The sequence below is a fragment of the Collinsella ihumii genome, assembly GCF_030385545.1.
GTDB classification, from domain to species: Bacteria; Actinomycetota; Coriobacteriia; order Coriobacteriales; family Coriobacteriaceae; genus Collinsella; species Collinsella ihumii.
The window spans coordinates 14,168-32,498 of record NZ_JAUEIQ010000012.1; the positions used below are offsets into that span (position 1 = coordinate 14,168).

An 18,331-nucleotide genomic window follows, 5' to 3' on the forward strand; every position below is an offset into this window, starting at 1 on the left:
CGCTATGCGCATGGTCGTCCCCCGTTGCTCAGGGCAGCGGAATACAGCTCGATATAGGCGGCGGCGAGGTCCTCGGCGGCGGCATGTATCTCGTATCCCGCTCCGGAGAGCACCTCTATGGGCTTTGCGGCGCGTCCGCCGCCCGCGAGGCGGACGGCGGCATCGGCCCATACGCCGATGGGGGCATCGGGCGGCAGGGATTCGGCGGTCGGGAGGAGCAGCGTCTCGCCCGACACCGCCTCGGATGCGAGCACCGGAAGACCGTTGGCCTGAGCCTCGATCAGCGCCAAAGGAATACCCTCGTGGATACTCGGGAACACCACGACGTCGAATGCGTTGACGATACGCTCCGCGTCACCCCTCACCCCGAGGAAGCGCGCGAAGGGGGCGAGACCCGCCCGCTCGGCAGCCCCCTCAACCTCCTGGCGGAGCTCGCCGTCACCGACGAGGACGAGAACAGCGTCTTCGCCTCGCGAGCGCAGCTCACCCAGCAGCCTGATGAGGAGGGCGTGGTTCTTGACTTTCGAGAAGCGCCCAACATGCCCGATCACCGTCTGGCCCGGAGTTATGTGGAGCTCAGCGCGAACCTCATCGCGCGCCTCCGAATCGAACCGATACGAATCCAGTTCGATGGCGTTTCTCACGACGCGGATCTCGCTGCGATGCGACTCGCCGAACAGGTAGACGCCGGAGGCCATGCTGCAGGCCCAGTAGCGGTTCGCCACTTTGGGCAGCTTCCAGCGCGCCATCTCCTTGATGGGGTATTTCAAATCTCGGTCCACCGAATCGTTGTGCGAGTGCGCTATCCTCACCGGCACGCCGCACTCCCTCGCCATCGCAAGAGGGAACGCGGACATGGAGTCGATATGGGAGTGCACGACCGGGTAGCGATGCTCGGCGAAGAAACGCCGCATGAACCTCCGGTAAGAAGGCCAGTGCTGCGGATAGAGTCTTGGTGCGCGGTAGATGTGCCCGCCGAGCGACTCGATCTCATCCTCGTAGTCCCCGCGCCAGTCGCGATGCACGAGGAAGTCGAGCTGGATCTGGTCGCGGTCGAACTCGCGGTAGTAGTTCATGATCATCGTCTCGAGGCCGGCCCGGTCCATCGCGTTGACGACCTCCAAGATGCGCACGGGTTTTGCCATCAGTACGCCCCCTTGCCGTTGAGCATGGAGCGGATGGTGCCGAACACGAGGCCGAGGTCGTGGTGGAGCGAGCGGCGCTCGATGTAGTCGAGGTCGAGGTCGACCATCTCCTCGAAGGAAGAGTCCGAGCGCGTGGACGCCTGCCAAGCCCCACCGCATCCGGGTTTCACGCGCAGGCGCTGCATGGCGCGCTCGTCGTACTGGAAGACCTCCTTCGGCAGCGCCGGCCTGGGCCCGATGAGGCTCATCTGCCCCGCGAACACGTTGAGCAGCTGGGGCAGCTCGTCGATGCTGTGCTTCCTGATGAACTTGCCGATGCCGGGGATGACCCTCGGGTCGTCCTTGATCTTGAAGAGCGGCCCGTCCGCCTCGTTGGCCTCCTGGAGCTGGTCGAGCATCTCGTCGGCATGGGGCACCATGGAGCGGAACTTCCACATGCGGAACAGGCGGTAGGTTCCGTTCCCGCGCACGCGCCCCACGCGCATCTGGCTGTAGAGCGGGCCCGCGCCGGGGGACTTGATGCAGATCGCGGCCGAGAGGATGAGTCCGGGCACCAGCAGCACGGCGATGGCCGCGCCAGAAACAACGATGTCGATGATGCGCTTGGCGGTGCGGTAGCCATGGCGGTGCGGTAGCGGGCGCACGCCCGAGTCTGCGCCGCGCAGCATGCGCGCCGCCTCGGCGTCGGTGACGCTCGTCCGGATCCAACCGGTCTTATCTTCGGTTGTCGCTTGGGGTGCGGAGGCCCCTAACACCGCCTCCTCGGGGGTCACCACGCCAGCCCCCGTATGACTAAGCGGGGCATCGAGTGCCCCCTCCCTCAAGATTTGAGGGCATGCCTTGTTCCATCAATCTCATTGGCAAAGATCCCGACCCTGATCCCGTGTTCCTGCAGTTGCGGTGGTGCTTGGCAATCAGCCGTTCGCGTCAGCTCTTGAACGGCACGTCTATGGGCGCCTGCTCGGTGAAGGCGGAGTCTCCCTCGCCCACGAGCACCTGGCAGCGCCTGCGGTGCCGGTCGACCTTGGAGATGCGCGCCTCCTGGCCCACGAGCGGGCCGGACTGCACGTGCAGCACGCCGTCCGTGATCACGGCGGTGGAGCTGCGGATGACGTGCGACGAGTCCATGGCGGCGGCGTACCACGCCGCGGCCTCGTCGGCGAGCGGGGCCCAGGACCTGACGTCCGTTCCCACCAGCTCGACCGGGAGCGTGAGGCCGGCAATCGCCTTGGCGAGCCCCGCCGCGTCGGGCGAGACCGCGAAGGCGTAGCCCCGGTACATGTTCACGGGCTCCAGGAACCACACGCCGCCGCGCTTCATCCAGCGCTCCTTGCGCAGGACGAAGGCGTCAGTGAGGACGGACGCCGACAGCAGGCGCTTGAGCTCGGCGCAGATCGACGCCTCGCGCCCCTCCGGCATCCGCAGGAGGTACCAGCGCTCGCGGCCCCTGGGGCTGCGCCGCCCCATGGGGAGCCCCGTGGCCAGGCTGCCGCCGCGGGCTCCCGACCTCGCTGATGGCACTGTTGCGACGGGCATCCGATCCCTCCTCCCCGGCCCTGCCGCGCCCCAGAGGGCGCGAAAAGGTACACCTTTTTAGACTCATATTTCGGACCCCATTATACACATCCGCGCACCGCAGCGTGTAAGGAAACCGCAGCTCTCCACATGTGTCCCACTCTTGCCTTTTGATAATCGGGTACCCCTTCAAAACGTGTACTTTTTGACGAAATCCGCGCTACCAACTACCTGCGCTTTCGCGCCCTTATACTCTCGGCAGATTCGGAATGCCGGGGCCCACGGAGCCTGCGTCCTCAACGAGATAGCTTCCTCCGCACCCGCCTCGCGCCCGCCCGCCGTCCTCGTGAACGCCATGGGCGCGCACGGCATCCCGAAGCGCCTGCGCACGAAATGGCTCAGCAGCCGCCGCATGGTTCAGATATGTAGCTTCCTGTACCTCTTCTCGCAGATCGCACCCGCAGGCTCAGTCCGCTCCGCAAGAGAGTCGGCCCTCGGCGCACTGTTCAGGGCGGGCGACGCATGCGGCCTGCCCCCGGAGAACCCAGGATTTGCGGCACTTCTCTTCATGAAGCGCTTGACGGCTTCCCTCGGCCTGCTAAACTAAGGTCACGTTGCAAAGCCTTCGGGCTTATCGGGGCGGGACTGCGAAAGCGGTTCTGCCCCGTTTTCGTTTCGGACGGCTTCCCCGCAACCGGATAAGCGGAACTGCCGTCGCCCCGCGCTCGGTCTGAAGCTGCCGGCACCATGTCCTAAGCCAAGCGAAATCGCCGGCACCGCACTCCGCAGCATAAATTGTAAGCACGCTTGACATCCCGCGATCCCAACGCGATCCGGACTCGCAACATCGCCGCGAAGCCCCTCGACCGGGGGCCTCGCGATGCGCTGCGCGCTCGATGCCGCGCGCCCCGTTTGCCCGACAGACGCTCTCTCGCCAGCTACTTCGATTTCATCATGAAGCTCGTTTACATCTGGTGCCAAAAGCGGGCATAATGACAGCAGTTGAAAAAACCTCAGGGTTTTGTAAGGGCGTGTCCGGGAGACCGGATGCGCTCTAGTTTTATCCAGGGCACGAATGCGGCATAACGGCGCCGGACGTAAACACCTCCGGGTTTTGCAAGGCAGGATCACGCGAGTGGTTCCACCTTATTTTAAGGCTCCTCGCAGCGTGTCTTCAGGACGCAAGAAGAGGATTCACAGACCCGTCCAGGATTCTTAGTAGCAATGTTGTTGATTAAGTCGCATGAAAGATCATGCAGAAAAAAGAGCCTGCCCGGGTTAATCGAGATGCCCCATCAAACCCAAGCGCCTCCGGCGCGTCCCAAGGCGACCCGCCACCGCACAACACGGCCGCAGGCCACCTCGAGACGCCTCAAGCTACCGCCTCCGCAACAACCCGGCAACCTCACCGGCAAGTGTGATGGTCCCGGCGGCGACAACGGGCTCTCCCGCCCCGGTGAGCGCGTCCAGCGCGTCGGCGACCGTGTCGTAGACGGAAAGCAGGCCGTCAGGCGCCCTCCCCTCCCGCTCGAGCTCCTCGGCGACAAGCTGCGCAAGCTCAGCTGGAGCAAGCGCACGCTCGGACGCTGTCGCGGTCACCGCGAAGCGCGGGAACGCCGGGACGAGTGTGCGCACGATGCCGGACACGTCCTTATCGGAAAGCGCAGCGATGAGCAGCAGCGGTCGCTTCGAGACGTCCTCGTCGACCTCATCGAGCGCACTGACAAAGTTCTCGCAGCTCTGGGGGTTGTGGCAGGCATCGATGAGGACAAGGGGCCGACGCCGCACGATATCGAACCGCCCGGGCGTGGGACAGGTCTCCAGGCTGAGCTGAAGCGAGGCGGGGCTCAGCTGGCGGCCGAGATACGCCTCGACCAGATGGATGGCGCAGGCGGCGTTTTGAGGCTGGTAGCTCGGCTTGGGAAAGCGCACCTCGTAGGTCGTCCGCTCAGTTGCCGTGGCGAAGACGAGCATGTCCCCCACATGGCGCGGAAGCTCGCGCACCTCATGGGTCACGACGAGCGGCGTCACCCCGCAGGCTTCGCAGCGCTCGTCCATCACGCGCTGCACCTCCGGCTCGTGCGTCCCCTCGCCGAGCACGACGATGCGCCCCGGCTTGATGACGGCGGCCTTCTCGGCCGCGATCTCGCCTAAGGTATCGCCCAGGATGCGCATGTGGTCGAGCCCGATGCCCGTGATGGCGACCGCCACCGGATCGGCCGCGCTCGTGGCGTCCCAGCGGCCGCCCATGCCTACCTCGAGCACCGCGACATCGACCCTCGCCTCGGCGAAGACGACGAACGCGGCAACGGTCAGCAGGTCGAACGGCGTGATTGTGTAGGCGCGCTGCCCTGCCGCCGTGCGCGCCGCGTTGACGCGCCGGCCCGCCTCGACCGCGGCGGACACGCCATGGGCGAACGCGGCGTCGGATATCACGCGGCCGTCGATCTCCATGCGCTCCGGGTAGCGCACGAGCTGGGGCGACGTGTAGAGCGCGCAGCGAAGGCCCTCCCCGGCAAGGATCGCCGCGGCGAAACGGGTCGTCGAGGTCTTGCCGTTCGTGCCCGCGATCTGCAGGCAGTCGTAGTGCTCGTCGGGACGCCCGAGCTCGTCGAGCATGTCGACGACCGTCTCGAGCAGCGGGCCTGCGTCGCCCGAGATGCGGCCCGTGTCGGCGGCAAGCGAAACCGCCTCGTTAAAGGAAAGCTCGGGCACCTCGAAGGGCACCGCGTACGCATCGGTTCGTTTAGGCATATGGGTCAGCTCCTACGTTTCATGTGATCCAGAGCGCCGCGCCATCTGCGGGCACGGCCGGGAAGCACCGATCAATTGCTTTCGCGGCGGTCGGTCTCGTGGCGAGGCGGATGCGGGCGAAGGCGAGGAAGGCGCAGTGTACCTGCGCCGACGCAGCCTGAGCGCGCAGGCGCCCGCCACGGGGCCGACCGGTGCGGAATGAATTGATCGGTGCTTCCCGAGATACTACCACGCGGCGTCCCCACGCGGGCGGACGCGGGCAATGTGGATGCGGGCGCTTGGCGCCACCGCGGGCGCCGCATGTGGAGGGAGCGTCAAGAATGCGGGTACCGGTACCTCATTGTCGGCTCACGCACAGACCCGCAGATGGCACCTAGAACAAAACCACGCAAAGTGCAGGCCATTTCATATAAACGGGCCGCACCAGGCGATATGCTAAAGCACAACCGCACGCTGAAACGAACTCAGCTGGGACCACGACGCGAACGATGGGAGAAGAGCATGGCGATTCATGTTGTCGAGGAGGCAAACAGGTGCCTCGGGTGCAAGCGGGCGATGTGCCAGATCAAGGGATGCCCCGTCCACACGCCCATCCCCGAGGTGATCAACCTGTTCAAAGAGCGCAAGATGGACGAGGCGGGCACGCTGCTGTTCGAAAACAACCCCATGAGCGCCGTCTGCTCGCTTATCTGCAACCATTCCAACCAGTGCGAGGGCAACTGCATCCAGGGGCGCAAGGGCAATCCCGTGCATTTCTCCAGCATCGAGAGCTACATCTCCCGCACCTACCTCGACCGCTACACGCCCAAGCGCGCGGAGCCCAACGGCAAGTCTGTCGCCGTAATCGGCTCGGGTCCCGCGGGCATCACCGTCGCCATCAAGATGGCGGAGGCGGGCTGCGACGTCACCGTGTTCGAGCAGAAGGCTGAGGTCGGCGGCGTGCTGCGCTACGGCATCCCGGAGTTCCGCCTGTCCAAGGAACTCGTGAGCCGCTATCGCGACATCATGGTCTCGCTCGGCGTGCGCCTGCGCCCCTCCACCACCATCGGCGGCGCGCTGAACATCGACGATCTGTTCCGCGACGGCTACGACAGCGTCTTCGTGGGCACAGGCACCTGGCGCGCCCGCAAGCTCGACATCCGCGGCCAGGGGCGCGGCAACGTCTTCTTCGGCATCGACTACCTCGTGGACCCCGATTCCGTCGACTTGGGCCGCGACGTGGCGATCATCGGCGTGGGCAACGTCGCCATGGACGTGGCGCGCACCGCGCTGCGCCACGGCGCGCACCGCGTGACGCTGTACTCCAACACCAACAACGTCACGGCGAGCTCGGAGGAGGTCGAGTACGCCGAGCTCGAGGGCTGTGAGATCGTGCGCGGCAAGGACGTCATCGCCATCGAGAAGGAGGGCCCCGTCTTCCGCACGGCGATCTTCGATGAGGACGGCAACGTGGTCGGCTACGAGGACGAACTCGACCACGTGTCGTGCGACACCGTCGTGATCGCCGTGTCGCAGCTGCCGAAGGACAAGCTCGTGCTCACGACCGACGGCCTTGCCACCAACGACCGAGGCCTGCTCGAGGTGGACGAGAAGAACATGTGCACCGTTCCCGGCGTCTTCGCCGCCGGCGACGTGGCGACCGGCCCCCGCACCGTCGTGCACGCAGTCGCCGGCGCCAAGGTGGCCATCGAGGGCATGAAGGAGTACATGGGCATCGCCTAGCCGATGCGCTGAGACTCCCTGCAACAGAAACGGGGCCCGTTGCCGCATACGGCAACGGGCCCCGTTTCTCTTAGCGAGGGGGCCGCAGCTTTTGGGACGGATCCTCAAAAGCAGCAGCCCCTCCGGCTTGGCTACGCGAAATCGGCCAGCTGGGCCTTGAGCGCGGCGATCTCGGCCTCGAGCTCAGCGGCGCGCTCGCGCTTCTTTGCCACGACCTCGGGCGCAGCCTTAGCCACGAAGCCCTCGTTGGCGAGGGTTTTGTTGGCGCTCGCCAGCTCCTTCTCGTCCTTGGCGATGGTCTTCTCGATACGGGCGCGCTCGGCATCGAAGTCCACCAGGTCGCCCACGACCACGTAGGCGTTGAAGTCCGGTCCGGCCAGAGCGATGGATCCCTCGGGCTTGGCAAAGCCCTCCTCGCCCATGACGTTCAGCGCCTTCACGCTCGCAAAGCCGCGGATGAACTCGGCCATGCCCTCGATCGCCTCTGCGACCTCGGCGCTGTGGGCGCACACGTGCACATCCAGCTGCTCCTTGGGGCTGATGCGGTAGCGGGCGCGCGTGGAACGCACGTCGGTCACCACGGCGCGGGTGAGCTCGAAGGCGCGCTCGGCCGGCTCGTTCACCCAGCGCTCGAAGTCAGCGGGCTCGGGCCATGCGGCGACCATGAGGGCCTCGGCACGCTCGCCGCCCATATCCAGGCAGCTCGCGGGCATGACGTCCCAGATCGCCTCGGTCACGAACGGCATGAGCGGGTGCATGAGGCGCAGGCTCGTATCGAGCACGAAGATGAGGTTGCGCTGCGCCTGCAGGCGGGCGCCCTCGTCCTTCAGACGGCTCTTGGTCACCTCGACGTACCAGTCGCAGACCTCGTTCCAGAAGAAGCTCTGGATGCTGCGCGCGACGTCGCCGAACGTGTAGCCCTCGATGCCCTCGGTCACCGCCGCGACCGTCTTGGCAAGGCGGCTGAACATCCAGGCGTCGGCCGGCGTCTCGGCCACCGGCTCGCCCGGGGTGTAACCCTCCATGTTCATAAGGAGGAAGCGGCTCGCGTTCCAGATCTTGGTCACGAACGACTTGGCCTGCTCGGTGCGCGGGCTACCCTTGAACTCATGCGTCTTCTTATCGATGTCCGCATCGAACTTGACGTCCTGGTTGTTGGTGAACAGGGAGAGCAGGTTGAAGCGCATGGCGTCAGCGCCGTACTTGTCCATGAGGACCATGGGGTCCACGCCGTTGCCCTTGGACTTGGACATGCGGCTGCCGTCCTTGGCGAGGATCGTCGGGTAGATGACGACGTCGTGGAACGGCTCCTCGCCCAGGAAGTACTCGGAGCTCATGATCATGCGGGCGACCCACAACGCGATGATGTCGCGCGCGGTGACGAGCGCCGTCGTGGGATGATGCCCCTCGAGCGCCTCGGGCTTCTGCGGCCAGCCCTGCGTGGCGAAGGTCCACAGCTGCGAGCTGAACCAGGTGTCGAGCACGTTCTCGTCCTGATGCACGTGGTGGCCGCCGCACTTGGGGCACACGTCGGTGTCCTCCATGAGGGCGTCCTCCCAGCCGCAGTCCTCGCAGTAGAACACGGGGATGCGATGGCCCCACCACAGCTGGCGGCTGATGCACCAGTCTTTGAGGTTCTCCATCCAAGTGAGGTAGGACTGCTTCCAGCGCTCCGCGTTGAAGCGGACGCGGCCGGACTCCACGGCCTCGATCGCGGGCCCCTTGAGCTTGTCGACAGCGACGAACCACTGCTCGGACAGCCAGGGCTCGAGCGTGGTGTCGCAGCGGTAGCAGTGCATGACCGAGTGGTCATGGTCCTCGATGTGGTCGAGCAGGCCGTGCTCCTCGAACCATGCCACGACGGCCTCGCGGCACTCGTCGCGCGTCATGCCGGAGAACTCGCCGTAGCCGTCCACGACGACCGCGTGCTCGTCGAAGATGTTGATCTGCGGAAGGTCGTGCGCGGCGCCCATGGCGTAGTCGTTGGGGTCGTGCGCGGGCGTGACCTTGACGAAGCCGGAGCCGAAGCCGGCATCGACGTGCCAGTCCTCGAAGATGGGGATCTCGCGGTTGACGATGGGCAGCATCACGGTCTTGCCCACGAAGGCGGCCTTCTCGGGATCCTTGGGGCTGACGGCGACGCCGGTGTCGCCGAGCATGGTCTCGGGGCGCGTCGTGGCGACGACGATGTAGTCCTGCCCGTTCACCGGCTCGGTCAGCGGGTAGCGCAGGTGCCACAGGTGGCCGGACTCGTCTTTGTACTCCGCCTCGTCGTCCGAGATGGCCGTGGTGCAGGAAGGGCACCAGTTGACGATGCGCTTTCCGCGGTAGATGAGCCCGTCGTGGTACCAGTCGCAGAAGACGCGGCGAACGGCCTCGGCGTAGTCATCGTCCATCGTGAAGCGCTCGTGCTCGAAGTCGACCGAGCAGCCCATGCGCTTGATCTGCTCCTTGATGGTGCCACCGTACTCATGCGTCCAGTCCCAGCAGGCGTCGATGAAGGCCTCGCGGCCCATCTCGAGGCGGTTTTTGCCCTCCTCTTTCAGCTTCTTGTCGACCTTGGTCTGCGTGGCGATGCCCGCGTGGTCGGTACCCAGGATCCACTGGGTGGAGCGGCCGCGCATGCGCGCCTCGCGGACGATGGCGTCCTGGATGGAGTCGTCGAGCGCATGGCCCATATGCAGCACGCCGGTCACGTTGGGCGGCGGGATGGTCACGGTGCAGTCGCCCACACCGGGACGACGCTGGTAGTAGCCGCCGTCGAGCCACTTCTGAAGGATCTTGGGCTCGTTTTCAGACGGATCGTATGTCTTGGGCATCTCTTCCATGCGAAATTCCCTTTCTGTTGCGATACACAAGTCTTGAGGTTACCACGAATGTCCCCGCGGTTGCGCCATACCTACGGGAAATCGTAGGTTGACCCCATTGTCGGGAGAAGACGGGACGACGTGCATGTCCTCCGCCGCCGTCGCGCAATCTATGATTTCCGGATCGTGGTCAATTTACCCATCGAACCGGGAGCCGGGCGCGCCGCACCCCGCCTGAGGGCCTAACGCGCAAGTGAAATCGCAATATCTGATATTAATGTTCTTGGCCCGACGGCGGCATCAAAGCCTCCGTCGGCACGATATCCCTGAAAACGCCCGGCTTTCAGGCCGCCAGAACCCCTCGCAACTCGGCAAAATCCCGGTTCGATGGGCAAATTGACCACGATCCGGAATCTATACCGCAGCAGCCGCGCTCCGCACGCCCATCCCAGCCCAACGCGGCGGCTGCAAGCCGGCACACAGCCGCCACACTAAACAAGGGCGCGTCCGGGACGAACCCGGACGCGCCCTTGCGCGGAAATGAGCCGGAACTTAGTCCAGGTCGACCTCGTACACGCGACGGGGCTCCTCCTCGCCGCGCACGCAGGCACCGGTCACGACGACCTTGGCGACATCCTGCTCGCTCGGAAGGTCGAACATCGTCTTTTGGAGCAGGTCCTCGCAGATGCTGCGCAGGCCGCGCGCACCGGTCTTGCGGGCGAGCGCGAGCTTGGCGATCTCGTGCAGGGCCTCATCCTCGAACTCCAGATCGCAGTCCTCGAGCTCGAACATCTTGCGGTACTGGCGCACGATGGCATTTCGGGGCTCGGTCAGAATCGACACGAGGTCGTCTTCGGACAGCGCGTTGGTCTGCGTGATCACCGGCGTACGGCCGATGAACTCGGGGATCATGCCGAATGCGTTCAGATCCTGCGGGAGAACCTGCTTGAGCAGGTCGTTCTCGTCGGCCGACGTGGGGCCGGCGATCTCGGAGTTGAAGCCCACGCCCTTGTTGCCCACGCGATCGGACACGATCTTGTCGAGCCCCACGAAGGCGCCGCCGCAGATGAACAGGATGTTCGTCGTGTCGATCTGAAGCAGCTCCTGCTGCGGATGCTTGCGTCCGCCGGTGGGCGGCACGCTGGCGACCGTGCCCTCGAGGATCTTGAGCAGCGCCTGCTGCACGCCCTCGCCGGAGACGTCGCGCGTGATCGACAGGTTCTCCGCCTTGCGCGCGATCTTGTCGATCTCGTCGACGTAGATGATGCCGATCTGCGCGCGGGCGATATCGCCGTCGGCCGCGTTGATGAGCTTGAGCAGGATGTTCTCGACGTCCTCGCCCACATAGCCGGCCTCGGTGAGCGCCGTCGCGTCGGCGATGGCGAACGGAACCTCGAGGATGCGCGCGAGCGTCTGCGCGAGCAGCGTCTTGCCCGTACCCGTGGGGCCGAGCAGCAAGATGTTGCTCTTGGCGAGCTCGACATCATCGAGGTCGCCGCCGACAGCGTGCTTGCCGAGCGCCTTGCCCTTATCGGTGGCCTCGGTGTCCGCCTCGCGCTCGAGCACGCGCTTGTAGTGGTTGTACACCGCCACGGACATGGCGCGCTTGGCTTCCTCCTGGCCCATGACGTAGGCGGAGAGCTGGTCGTAGATCTCATGGGGCGTCGGCACGCGCTTGATGAGCTGCGAGGCAACGTGCTTGGTGTCGGGCTCCGGCTCGGGCTCGGGTTCGGAGGCCGCAAAGCCCATCCCCTCGGGCGGGAACGGCATCTGCTGCTGCGCCGCCAGGAAATCCTGGGCGAGCGATTCCTCGAGGATCTCGGAGCACGCGGCTACGCACTCGTCGCAGATGAAGATGTTGGAGGGACCCTTGACGAGCTTGCGCACCTGATCTTGGGTCTTGCCGCAAAACGAGCAGTGGATGGGGCCGAACCCCACCTCGCCGGGCGTCATGTCGTTGGCCATTACTCAGCACTCCCCTGCGTGGCGGCGCGGGACGTGACGATGCGGTCGACCAGGCCGTACTCGAGGGCGGCGTTCGCACGCATGTAGTGGTCGCGCTCGGTGTCGGCCTCGACCTTCTCGAAGGGCTGGCCCGTCGCGTCGGACAGGATCTGGTTGAGGTTGCGGCGCGTCTCCTTGATCTCGCGCGCCGCGATTTCGATCTCGGTCTGCTGGCCCTGGGCGCCACCGCTCGGCTGATGAATCATGATCATGGAGTTGGGCAGGCAGAAGCGCTTGCCCTTCGCACCGCTCGCCAGCAGGACGGCGGCCATGCTCGCTGCCATGCCCACGCAGATGGTGGACACGTCGGGCTTGATGAAGTTCATGGTGTCGAGGATGGCAAGACCCGAATACACCTCGCCGCCCGGAGAGTTGATGTACAGCGAGATGTCCTTCTCGGCATCCTGGCTCTCAAGGTGCAGCAGCTGAGCGATGACGAGGTTGGCCGTCGTGGAGTTGATCTCCTCGCCCAAAAAGATGATGCGATCGTTGAGGAGTCGAGAATAGATGTCGTAGCTGCGCTCGCCGCGCGGCGTCTGCTCGATGACGTAGGGCACGAGCGCGGAATCAATCCGGTACATGGTGCTTCCCCTTTCGCAATCTTTCTCATTTACGTAGGTACGGTGCACGTCTGGCGCCACGCGCCCGATCATGCACCGTACTCGCGATCCCGGTTACCCCGGTATGATACCCACCTGGGGGCAGATGTTACTCAGCGTCAGCCTCGGCGTCGTCCTTCTTGGCGAACTCGTCGACCTCGGTGACGACCGCGGTGTCGACCAGCCAGTCAACGGCCTTGGAGCGGCGGATGGAGTCGCGGACGGCGGGCATGCGGCCCTCGGAGAGGAACGCGGCCTTGGAGGCGGCGACATCCTGGATGCCGGCGCGCTCGAACTCGGCGTCGACGTCCTCGTCGGTGACCTCGATGTTGAGCTGGCGGGCCAGCGCGTCGAGGGCGAGGGACTCGCGGGCGACGTCGTCGGCCTGGTGATGCAGGTCGGCGAGGAAGGCCTCGGTGGACATGTTGGACATCTTCAGCCAGGAGTCGAGCGTCATGCCACGGCCGGACAGGCTCTGCAGGAAGTTCTGGCCCAGCTCGGAGAACACGGACTGCTCGTAGTCCTCGTCGACCTTCTCGAGCTCAAGACGCTCGGCCAGCTTGGCGACGGCGCGGTTCTCCTTGATGCCCGGGAGCTTGGAGGACTTGTCGGCATCGAGCTCGGTCTTGACGGCGTCGCGCATGGCGGCGATGTCGTCGAAGCCGAAGGACTCCTTGGCGAACTCGTCGGTGAGCTCGGGCAGGACACGCTCCTTCACGCTCTTGACGGTCACCTTGACGGAGGCCTCCTCGGCGCCCTCGACCTCGGGGGTCCAGGAGATCTCCTTGGTCTCGTCGATGTTCATGCCGACCAGGCCCTCGTCGAAGGCGGCGGGCAGGTTGCCGGAGCCGACCACGATCATGCGGCCCTCGCCGGCGAGCGCCTCGGCGTTCTTGACGTTCTCGATGTCGACGGTGACGTAATCGCCGTTCTGGACGGCGCGCTCAGCGTCGTTGAAGGAAGCGTGATAGCCCATGAGCATCTCGATCTGGGCGTCGATCTCGCCCTCGGTGACCTCCGCGGGAGGCATCTCGATCTCGACGGGATCGTAGGAGGTGAGCTCGCAGCTGGGGCGCAGCTGGAACTCGATGGTGTAGACGTAGTCCTCGTGGTCCACGACGATGTTGTCGACGTTGTCGTAGTTGCCGGCCTTGACCGGGACGATGTCGAGCTCGTTCAGGACGTCGGCCTCGTTGGCGCCGATCAGGTCGTTGGTGGCCTGAGCCAGCACGGCCTGGGCACCGAGCATGTTGTCGATGACGGGACGAGGAGCATGACCAGCGCGGAAGCCCGGGAAGCGGTATTTCTTGGCAGCCTCACGGTAGGCCTTCTTGATGGCAGCGTCGACGTCGGCGGCCGGAATGGTGACCGTCGCGGTGAGCTTTGCGTCCTTCACGTCAGAAGTGATGTTCAACGTTCCTCCTCTTACATACTGTCGGCATGGTCAGGGTGCCGATAGCCCTTGTAACCGGTTGATACGGCGAAAATGGTGCGGGCGAAAGGACTCGAACCTTCACGGGAAGCCCACTGGAACCTAAATCCAGCGCGTCTACCAATTCCGCCACGCCCGCCTATTTGCGCACAGTTTATGAATGATAGCAGATAGCGCCTGCACGCGGGCGATGAAGCTTTTCGCGCTACCCATGCTCACGCGACGCGCACATGCGCGGGGCAAACGGCGGTTTTCCCACCCCGCGCGAGCCGGGACGCGCAGGGGCGGGGCCGCGCCGATGCGGCCCTCATCCCCTGCAGCCCTAGATCCCTACTCTCCGAACAGCGCCTTCTCGGGCGTGATCGGCAGCGTGCGCACATAGTTGCCGGTGGCGTGCGCCACGGCGCTCGCGATGGCCGGACTCGGCGTGTTGATGACGACCTCTCCGATGGACTTGGCGCCGAACGGGCCGGTCGGCTCGTAGCTCGGCGCGAACTCCACGCGGATGTTGGGCACGTCGAGGCGCGTGGGCACCTTGTAGCTCATGAACGAGCGGGTGCGCATGCGGCCGCGGTCGCTGTACTGCACGTCCTCGGTGAGCGCCATGCCGATGCCCTGGCCGATGCCGCCTTCGGCTTGCACGCGGGCGAGGTTCTCGTTCACGACCGTGCCGCAGTCGACCACGCTCACGTAATCGACGACCGTGACCTTGCCGGTCGCCTTGTCGACGTCGACCTCGGCGATACCGCTCATGAAGGGCGGCGGGCTCGTGGGCGAGCTCGCGGCGGCATGCGCCGTCAGGCAGTCGCCGTCGCCGCCCGACACGAGCTTGTTGGCGAGCTCGGCGAGCGTCATGCGCGCCACCGGTTCGGCATCGGGCGCCTCCTGGGCCACGCGGTAGGAGCGCGCGATCGCGTCGATGTCGTCGTCGATGTCCGTGAACTCGGGGCGATCGGCCTCGGCGCCGTCGATATCGAGCATGCCGGGCTCGAACGCCAGCAGCTCGTCGCCATCGAACAGCACGTCGGCGGCGTCCACGCCCATGAAGCCCGCAGCGCGGCAGCGCAGCTCGGCGATGAGCTTTTCTGAGGCCTTCACCACGGCCATGCCGGTCAGGTAGGTCGAAGCGCTCGCATACGAGCCGGTGTCGAACGGCGACACGTCCGTGTCGACGCCGTGCACGACGATGCGGTCGGTATCGCAGCGCAGCGCCTCGGCGGCGAACTGGGCCAAGATGGTGTCGCAGCCGGTTCCCATATCGGTCGCGCCGATGGAGAGCGTGTAGAAACCGGTCTCCTCCAGGCGCAGGTCGACCGAGCCGATGTCGATGCGCGCGATGGCGGAGCCCTGCATGGACAGCGCGCAGCCGAGCGCGCGCACGCGGTCGCCCAGGTCGCGACGGAGCGGCTTGTCCTTCCAGCCGATCATCTCCATCGCGCGCTCGAGGCATGCCGACACGCCGCACGAGTACAGCACGTTGTCGTCGTACTGGGCCAGGCGCTCGCCCTCCTGGACGAGGTTCTTGAGGCGCAGCTCGCAGGGGTCCATGCCCAGGCGGTCCGCCAGCTCGTTGACGGCCGACTCGACGGCGAACAGGCCCTGCGTGGCGCCGTAGCCGCGGTAGGCCCCGGCGGGCATGGTGTTGGAGTACACGACGTCGAAGGCGAACCGGCTCGCCAGCGCGCGATTGTACAGCGGCAGGCTCTTGTGGCCGGACAGGCCGACCGTCGTGGGACCGTGCTCGCCGTATGCGCCCTGGTTGGAGAGGGTATACAGGTCGATCGCCACGATCGTGCCGTCGTTTTTGGCACCGAGGCGCACGTGCATCTGCATCTCGTGGCGCGAGTTGGACGAGCTGAACGTCTCCTCGCGCGTGTAGATGATCTTGGAGGGGCGCCCAGTCTTGTAGGTGACGAACGCGCAGAAGATCTCGTTGCAGCCGCTCTGCTTGGCGCCGAAGCCGCCGCCGATGCGCGGCTTGATCACGCGCACGCGCGACTGCGGGATGTCGAGGGCGTTGGCCACCATGCGGCGCACGTGGAAGGGCACCTGCGTGGAGGAGGTCACCGTGATGCGGCCGTAGGCGTCGAGCTCGGCGAAGGAGCGGAACGTCTCCATCATGCCCTGGTTGTCCGCAAGCGTGTGGTAGGTCTCGTCCACCACGATGTCGGCCTGCGCGAATGCGGCGTCGAGGTCCCCGTGCTCCGAGAGGCCGGAGGCCACGACGTTGTGCATGCGGTCGTTGTTGATCCACGCGCCGTTGACGTGGTAGTTGTCCTCGGTGTGGATGACGATGGGGTTGTTCTTCGCCTTCGTGAAGTCGAGCACGGGCTCCATGACCTCGTAGTCGACCTTGATGAGCTTGAGCGCGCGGGCTGCGGCGTCATCGTTCTCGGCGGCGACGATGGCAACCTCGTCACCCACGTAGCGCACGGTCCGATCGAGAATCAGGCGGTCGTAGGGGCTCGCCTCGGGATAGGACTGGCCGGCGAGCGTGAAGCGGCGGTTCGGCACGTCCCTATAGGTGTAGACGGCGACCACGCCGGGCACCTTCTCCGCGCGCGACGTGTCGATGTCGCGGATGCGCGCGAAGGCGTGCGGGCTGTGCAGGATCTTGACGCAAAGCACGTCTGCCGGGGCGATGTCATTGGTGAACAGGGGCTTGCCGGACAGAAGCGCCGCGGCGTCGCGCTTCACGGTGCGGGAGCCGACGTGGGTGAGGTTTTCGCGCTCGCTTTCCCGCGTGACGATCATGCTCATGGACTACTCCCCCTCTCCGGAGACGAAGATTGCCGTCGGTGCGCCCTCGGGCGCCGGCTCGAAGCGGCTCGACATGTAGCGGCGGATGGCGCGGCGCTGGCTCGCGTATCCCGTGCAGCGGCACAGGTTGCCGGCGAGATAGGAGTCCATGTCGGCATCGGTGGGCATATACGCCTGCTCGCCCGCCGCCTCGGCACGCTCGCGGATCTCGCGCTCCATGGCGAGCACGTTCATGATGAGGCCCGGGGAGCAGAATCCGCACTGCTCGGCGCCCTCCTCGGCCATGCAGCGGGCAAAATCGGCGGACTGCTCCTGCAGGCCCTCGAGCGTGGTGACGGCGTGACCGTTCGCACGCGCCATGGGCACGGCGCACGACAGCACCGCGCGGCCGTCGAGCCACACCGTGCACAGGCCGCAGTTCGTCGTCTCGCAGGCGCACTTCACGGACTTGCAGCCGTGGTCGCGCACGAAGGCGAGCAGCGACATGTCGGGCGCCACCTCGGCGGCGACCTTCTTGCCGTTCAGGTTGATCGTGATATCCATCAGCTTTCCGCTCATCGAATCGCCTCCTCGCGGGTGCACGCGGCAAGCGCCGCCTGGTAAGCCTCGGTCGAGGCGTAGCGCGCCGCCTGTACGATGGAACGGGCCGTGAGCGCGCCGGCAAGGTGGCGGCGATAGCGCTCGGAACCCCACATGTTGGAACTGTAGGCAAGGCCGCGGACCGCCTCGACGGCGCGCGCGATCTCATCGGCGGTCGGCTCGGCGGAGCTCACGCCGAGCGCCTCGCCGGCAAGCAGGCGCGCCTTCGCCGGACGGGATCCGACGGCGACGTGCCAGGTGCCGTCCCAGCGCGCCGCGCACACGTTGATGGTCGAAAAATCGGTCGCCGCCTTGCGCAGGCACTGATAGGACGCCTGGTAGTCGTGCTTCTTCACGATGACGTGGGTCAGGACGTCGAGCTCGTAGGGCATATCGATAAAGGTGGCGAGGGGAACGCGGCCGGCTCCGACGAGCTCGACCTCGGAGTCGAGCGCGAGCAGCGCGCAGATCACATCCGAGAAGCCGAAGCGCCCGAACACGCTGCCGCCGACGGTCGCGAGCTGGCGGAACTGCACGCCCACGATATCGTGGACGGCTGCGTTGAGCACGTTTCCCGTACGGTAGTTGAAATCCGCCGCGCACTCGAGGTCGCGCAGCGTCACGTAGGCACCGATACGGTACTCGTCCTCGGTCTCCTCGATCTTGTCGAGACCGCAGTCCGACAGGTCGATCACGCAGGGCACGGTGCGGTCGGACAGACGCATCCACATACCGCCTCCCATGACCTGTGCCCCCTTGCGGAAGCGGAGCACCTCGAGGGCGTCCTCGACGTTCGCCGCCCGGACGTATCTTCCGAATCTGAGCATTCCTCCCCCATCCCTCAAGATAGGTCGATTCCTTGGCAGAACCCGATTAGTGTAACGGAGCGGCACAACATATGCGCCCATGCGTCGGTGCAAGCACAAAATACGCGCCCGACCGTGCGCCCCTCGGTGTGCCCGGGTGCCGAAGTAAGTAAAAACGACCCCGTCCCCACCGGCCCCACCCGATGGT

At 65.7% G+C, this 18,331-nt stretch carries 12 protein-coding genes and 1 tRNA gene; 1 reads left to right on the forward strand and 12 read right to left on the reverse strand.

What is annotated here, in order from left to right:
* Positions 1-2: 2 nt before the first annotated feature.
* The 4 genes from QVN30_RS10500 to QVN30_RS10515 all read right to left on the reverse strand — a co-directional run bounded on the left by QVN30_RS10500 (position 3) and on the right by QVN30_RS10515 (position 5,414).
* Positions 3-1,145 (reverse strand): glycosyltransferase family 1 protein, encoded by a 1,143-nt coding sequence (locus tag QVN30_RS10500; RefSeq protein ID WP_289836314.1) that lies wholly within the window; start codon positions 1,143-1,145, stop codon positions 3-5.
* Positions 1,145-1,969 (reverse strand): sugar transferase, encoded by an 825-nt coding sequence (locus QVN30_RS10505; protein WP_289836315.1) that lies wholly within the window; start codon positions 1,967-1,969, stop codon positions 1,145-1,147. Before QVN30_RS10505 ends, QVN30_RS10500 begins: the two co-directional genes overlap by 1 nt.
* A 103-nt stretch (positions 1,970-2,072) precedes the next feature.
* Positions 2,073-2,681 (reverse strand): hypothetical protein, encoded by a 609-nt coding sequence (locus tag QVN30_RS10510; protein ID WP_289836316.1) that lies wholly within the window; start codon positions 2,679-2,681, stop codon positions 2,073-2,075.
* 1,356 nt (positions 2,682-4,037) lie between these two features.
* Complete coding sequence (locus tag QVN30_RS10515) at positions 4,038-5,414, reverse strand: bifunctional folylpolyglutamate synthase/dihydrofolate synthase (protein WP_289836317.1); 1,377 nt, start codon at positions 5,412-5,414, stop codon at positions 4,038-4,040.
* Between the two features lie 501 nt (positions 5,415-5,915).
* Between QVN30_RS10515 and QVN30_RS10520 the strand changes: the two genes are divergently transcribed.
* Positions 5,916-7,136, forward strand: coding sequence for an FAD-dependent oxidoreductase (locus QVN30_RS10520; RefSeq protein WP_289836318.1), 1,221 nt, complete (start codon positions 5,916-5,918; stop codon positions 7,134-7,136).
* 131 nt (positions 7,137-7,267) lie between these two features.
* On the opposite strand, the gene QVN30_RS10525 is transcribed toward QVN30_RS10520, so the two are convergent.
* From QVN30_RS10525 to QVN30_RS10560, 8 genes are all read right to left on the reverse strand, one after another.
* Complete coding sequence (locus QVN30_RS10525; RefSeq protein ID WP_289836319.1) at positions 7,268-9,964, reverse strand: valine--tRNA ligase; 2,697 nt, start codon at positions 9,962-9,964, stop codon at positions 7,268-7,270.
* 531 nt (positions 9,965-10,495) lie between these two features.
* Positions 10,496-11,908, reverse strand: coding sequence for an ATP-dependent Clp protease ATP-binding subunit ClpX (clpX, locus tag QVN30_RS10530; RefSeq protein ID WP_289836320.1), 1,413 nt, complete (start codon positions 11,906-11,908; stop codon positions 10,496-10,498).
* Positions 11,908-12,528 carry an ATP-dependent Clp protease proteolytic subunit gene (locus QVN30_RS10535; RefSeq protein WP_066832786.1) on the reverse strand — a complete coding sequence of 207 codons (621 nt, stop codon included), beginning with the start codon at positions 12,526-12,528 and terminating at the stop codon, positions 11,908-11,910. Before QVN30_RS10535 ends, clpX begins: the two co-directional genes overlap by 1 nt.
* 127 nt (positions 12,529-12,655) lie before the next feature.
* A complete protein-coding gene (tig, locus tag QVN30_RS10540; protein ID WP_289836321.1) occupies positions 12,656-13,960 on the reverse strand; it encodes a trigger factor in 1,305 nt (434 codons plus the stop codon).
* A gap of 73 nt (positions 13,961-14,033) precedes the next feature.
* Positions 14,034-14,117, reverse strand: a tRNA-Leu gene (locus tag QVN30_RS10545).
* Positions 14,118-14,308: 191 nt separating this feature from the next.
* Positions 14,309-16,738, reverse strand: coding sequence for a xanthine dehydrogenase family protein molybdopterin-binding subunit (locus QVN30_RS10550; protein ID WP_289836322.1), 2,430 nt, complete (start codon positions 16,736-16,738; stop codon positions 14,309-14,311).
* Positions 16,739-16,741: 3 nt separating this feature from the next.
* On the reverse strand, positions 16,742-17,296 hold the full coding sequence (locus QVN30_RS10555; protein ID WP_289836323.1) for a (2Fe-2S)-binding protein: 555 nt from the start codon (positions 17,294-17,296) through the stop codon (positions 16,742-16,744).
* Positions 17,293-18,144, reverse strand: coding sequence for an FAD binding domain-containing protein (locus QVN30_RS10560; protein WP_289836324.1), 852 nt, complete (start codon positions 18,142-18,144; stop codon positions 17,293-17,295). Before QVN30_RS10560 ends, QVN30_RS10555 begins: the two co-directional genes overlap by 4 nt.
* Positions 18,145-18,331 lie beyond the last annotated feature (187 nt).

Excerpts from the sequence above, each read along its gene's own strand:
- QVN30_RS10560 (WP_289836324.1), bottom strand. The coding sequence starts at position 18,144 with ATGCTCAGATTCGGAAGATACGTCCGGGCGGCGAACGTCGAGGACGCC.
- QVN30_RS10510 (WP_289836316.1), bottom strand. The coding sequence starts at position 2,681 with ATGCCCGTCGCAACAGTGCCATCAGCGAGGTCGGGAGCCCGCGGCGGC.
- QVN30_RS10515 (WP_289836317.1), bottom strand. The coding sequence starts at position 5,414 with ATGCCTAAACGAACCGATGCGTACGCGGTGCCCTTCGAGGTGCCCGAG.
- clpX (WP_289836320.1), bottom strand. The coding sequence starts at position 11,908 with ATGGCCAACGACATGACGCCCGGCGAGGTGGGGTTCGGCCCCATCCAC.
- QVN30_RS10555 (WP_289836323.1), bottom strand. The coding sequence starts at position 17,296 with ATGAGCGGAAAGCTGATGGATATCACGATCAACCTGAACGGCAAGAAG.
- QVN30_RS10525 (WP_289836319.1), bottom strand. The coding sequence starts at position 9,964 with ATGGAAGAGATGCCCAAGACATACGATCCGTCTGAAAACGAGCCCAAG.
- QVN30_RS10535 (WP_066832786.1), bottom strand. The coding sequence starts at position 12,528 with ATGTACCGGATTGATTCCGCGCTCGTGCCCTACGTCATCGAGCAGACG.
- QVN30_RS10550 (WP_289836322.1), bottom strand. The coding sequence starts at position 16,738 with ATGAGCATGATCGTCACGCGGGAAAGCGAGCGCGAAAACCTCACCCAC.
- QVN30_RS10520 (WP_289836318.1), top strand. The coding sequence starts at position 5,916 with ATGGCGATTCATGTTGTCGAGGAGGCAAACAGGTGCCTCGGGTGCAAG.
- QVN30_RS10500 (WP_289836314.1), bottom strand. The coding sequence starts at position 1,145 with ATGGCAAAACCCGTGCGCATCTTGGAGGTCGTCAACGCGATGGACCGG.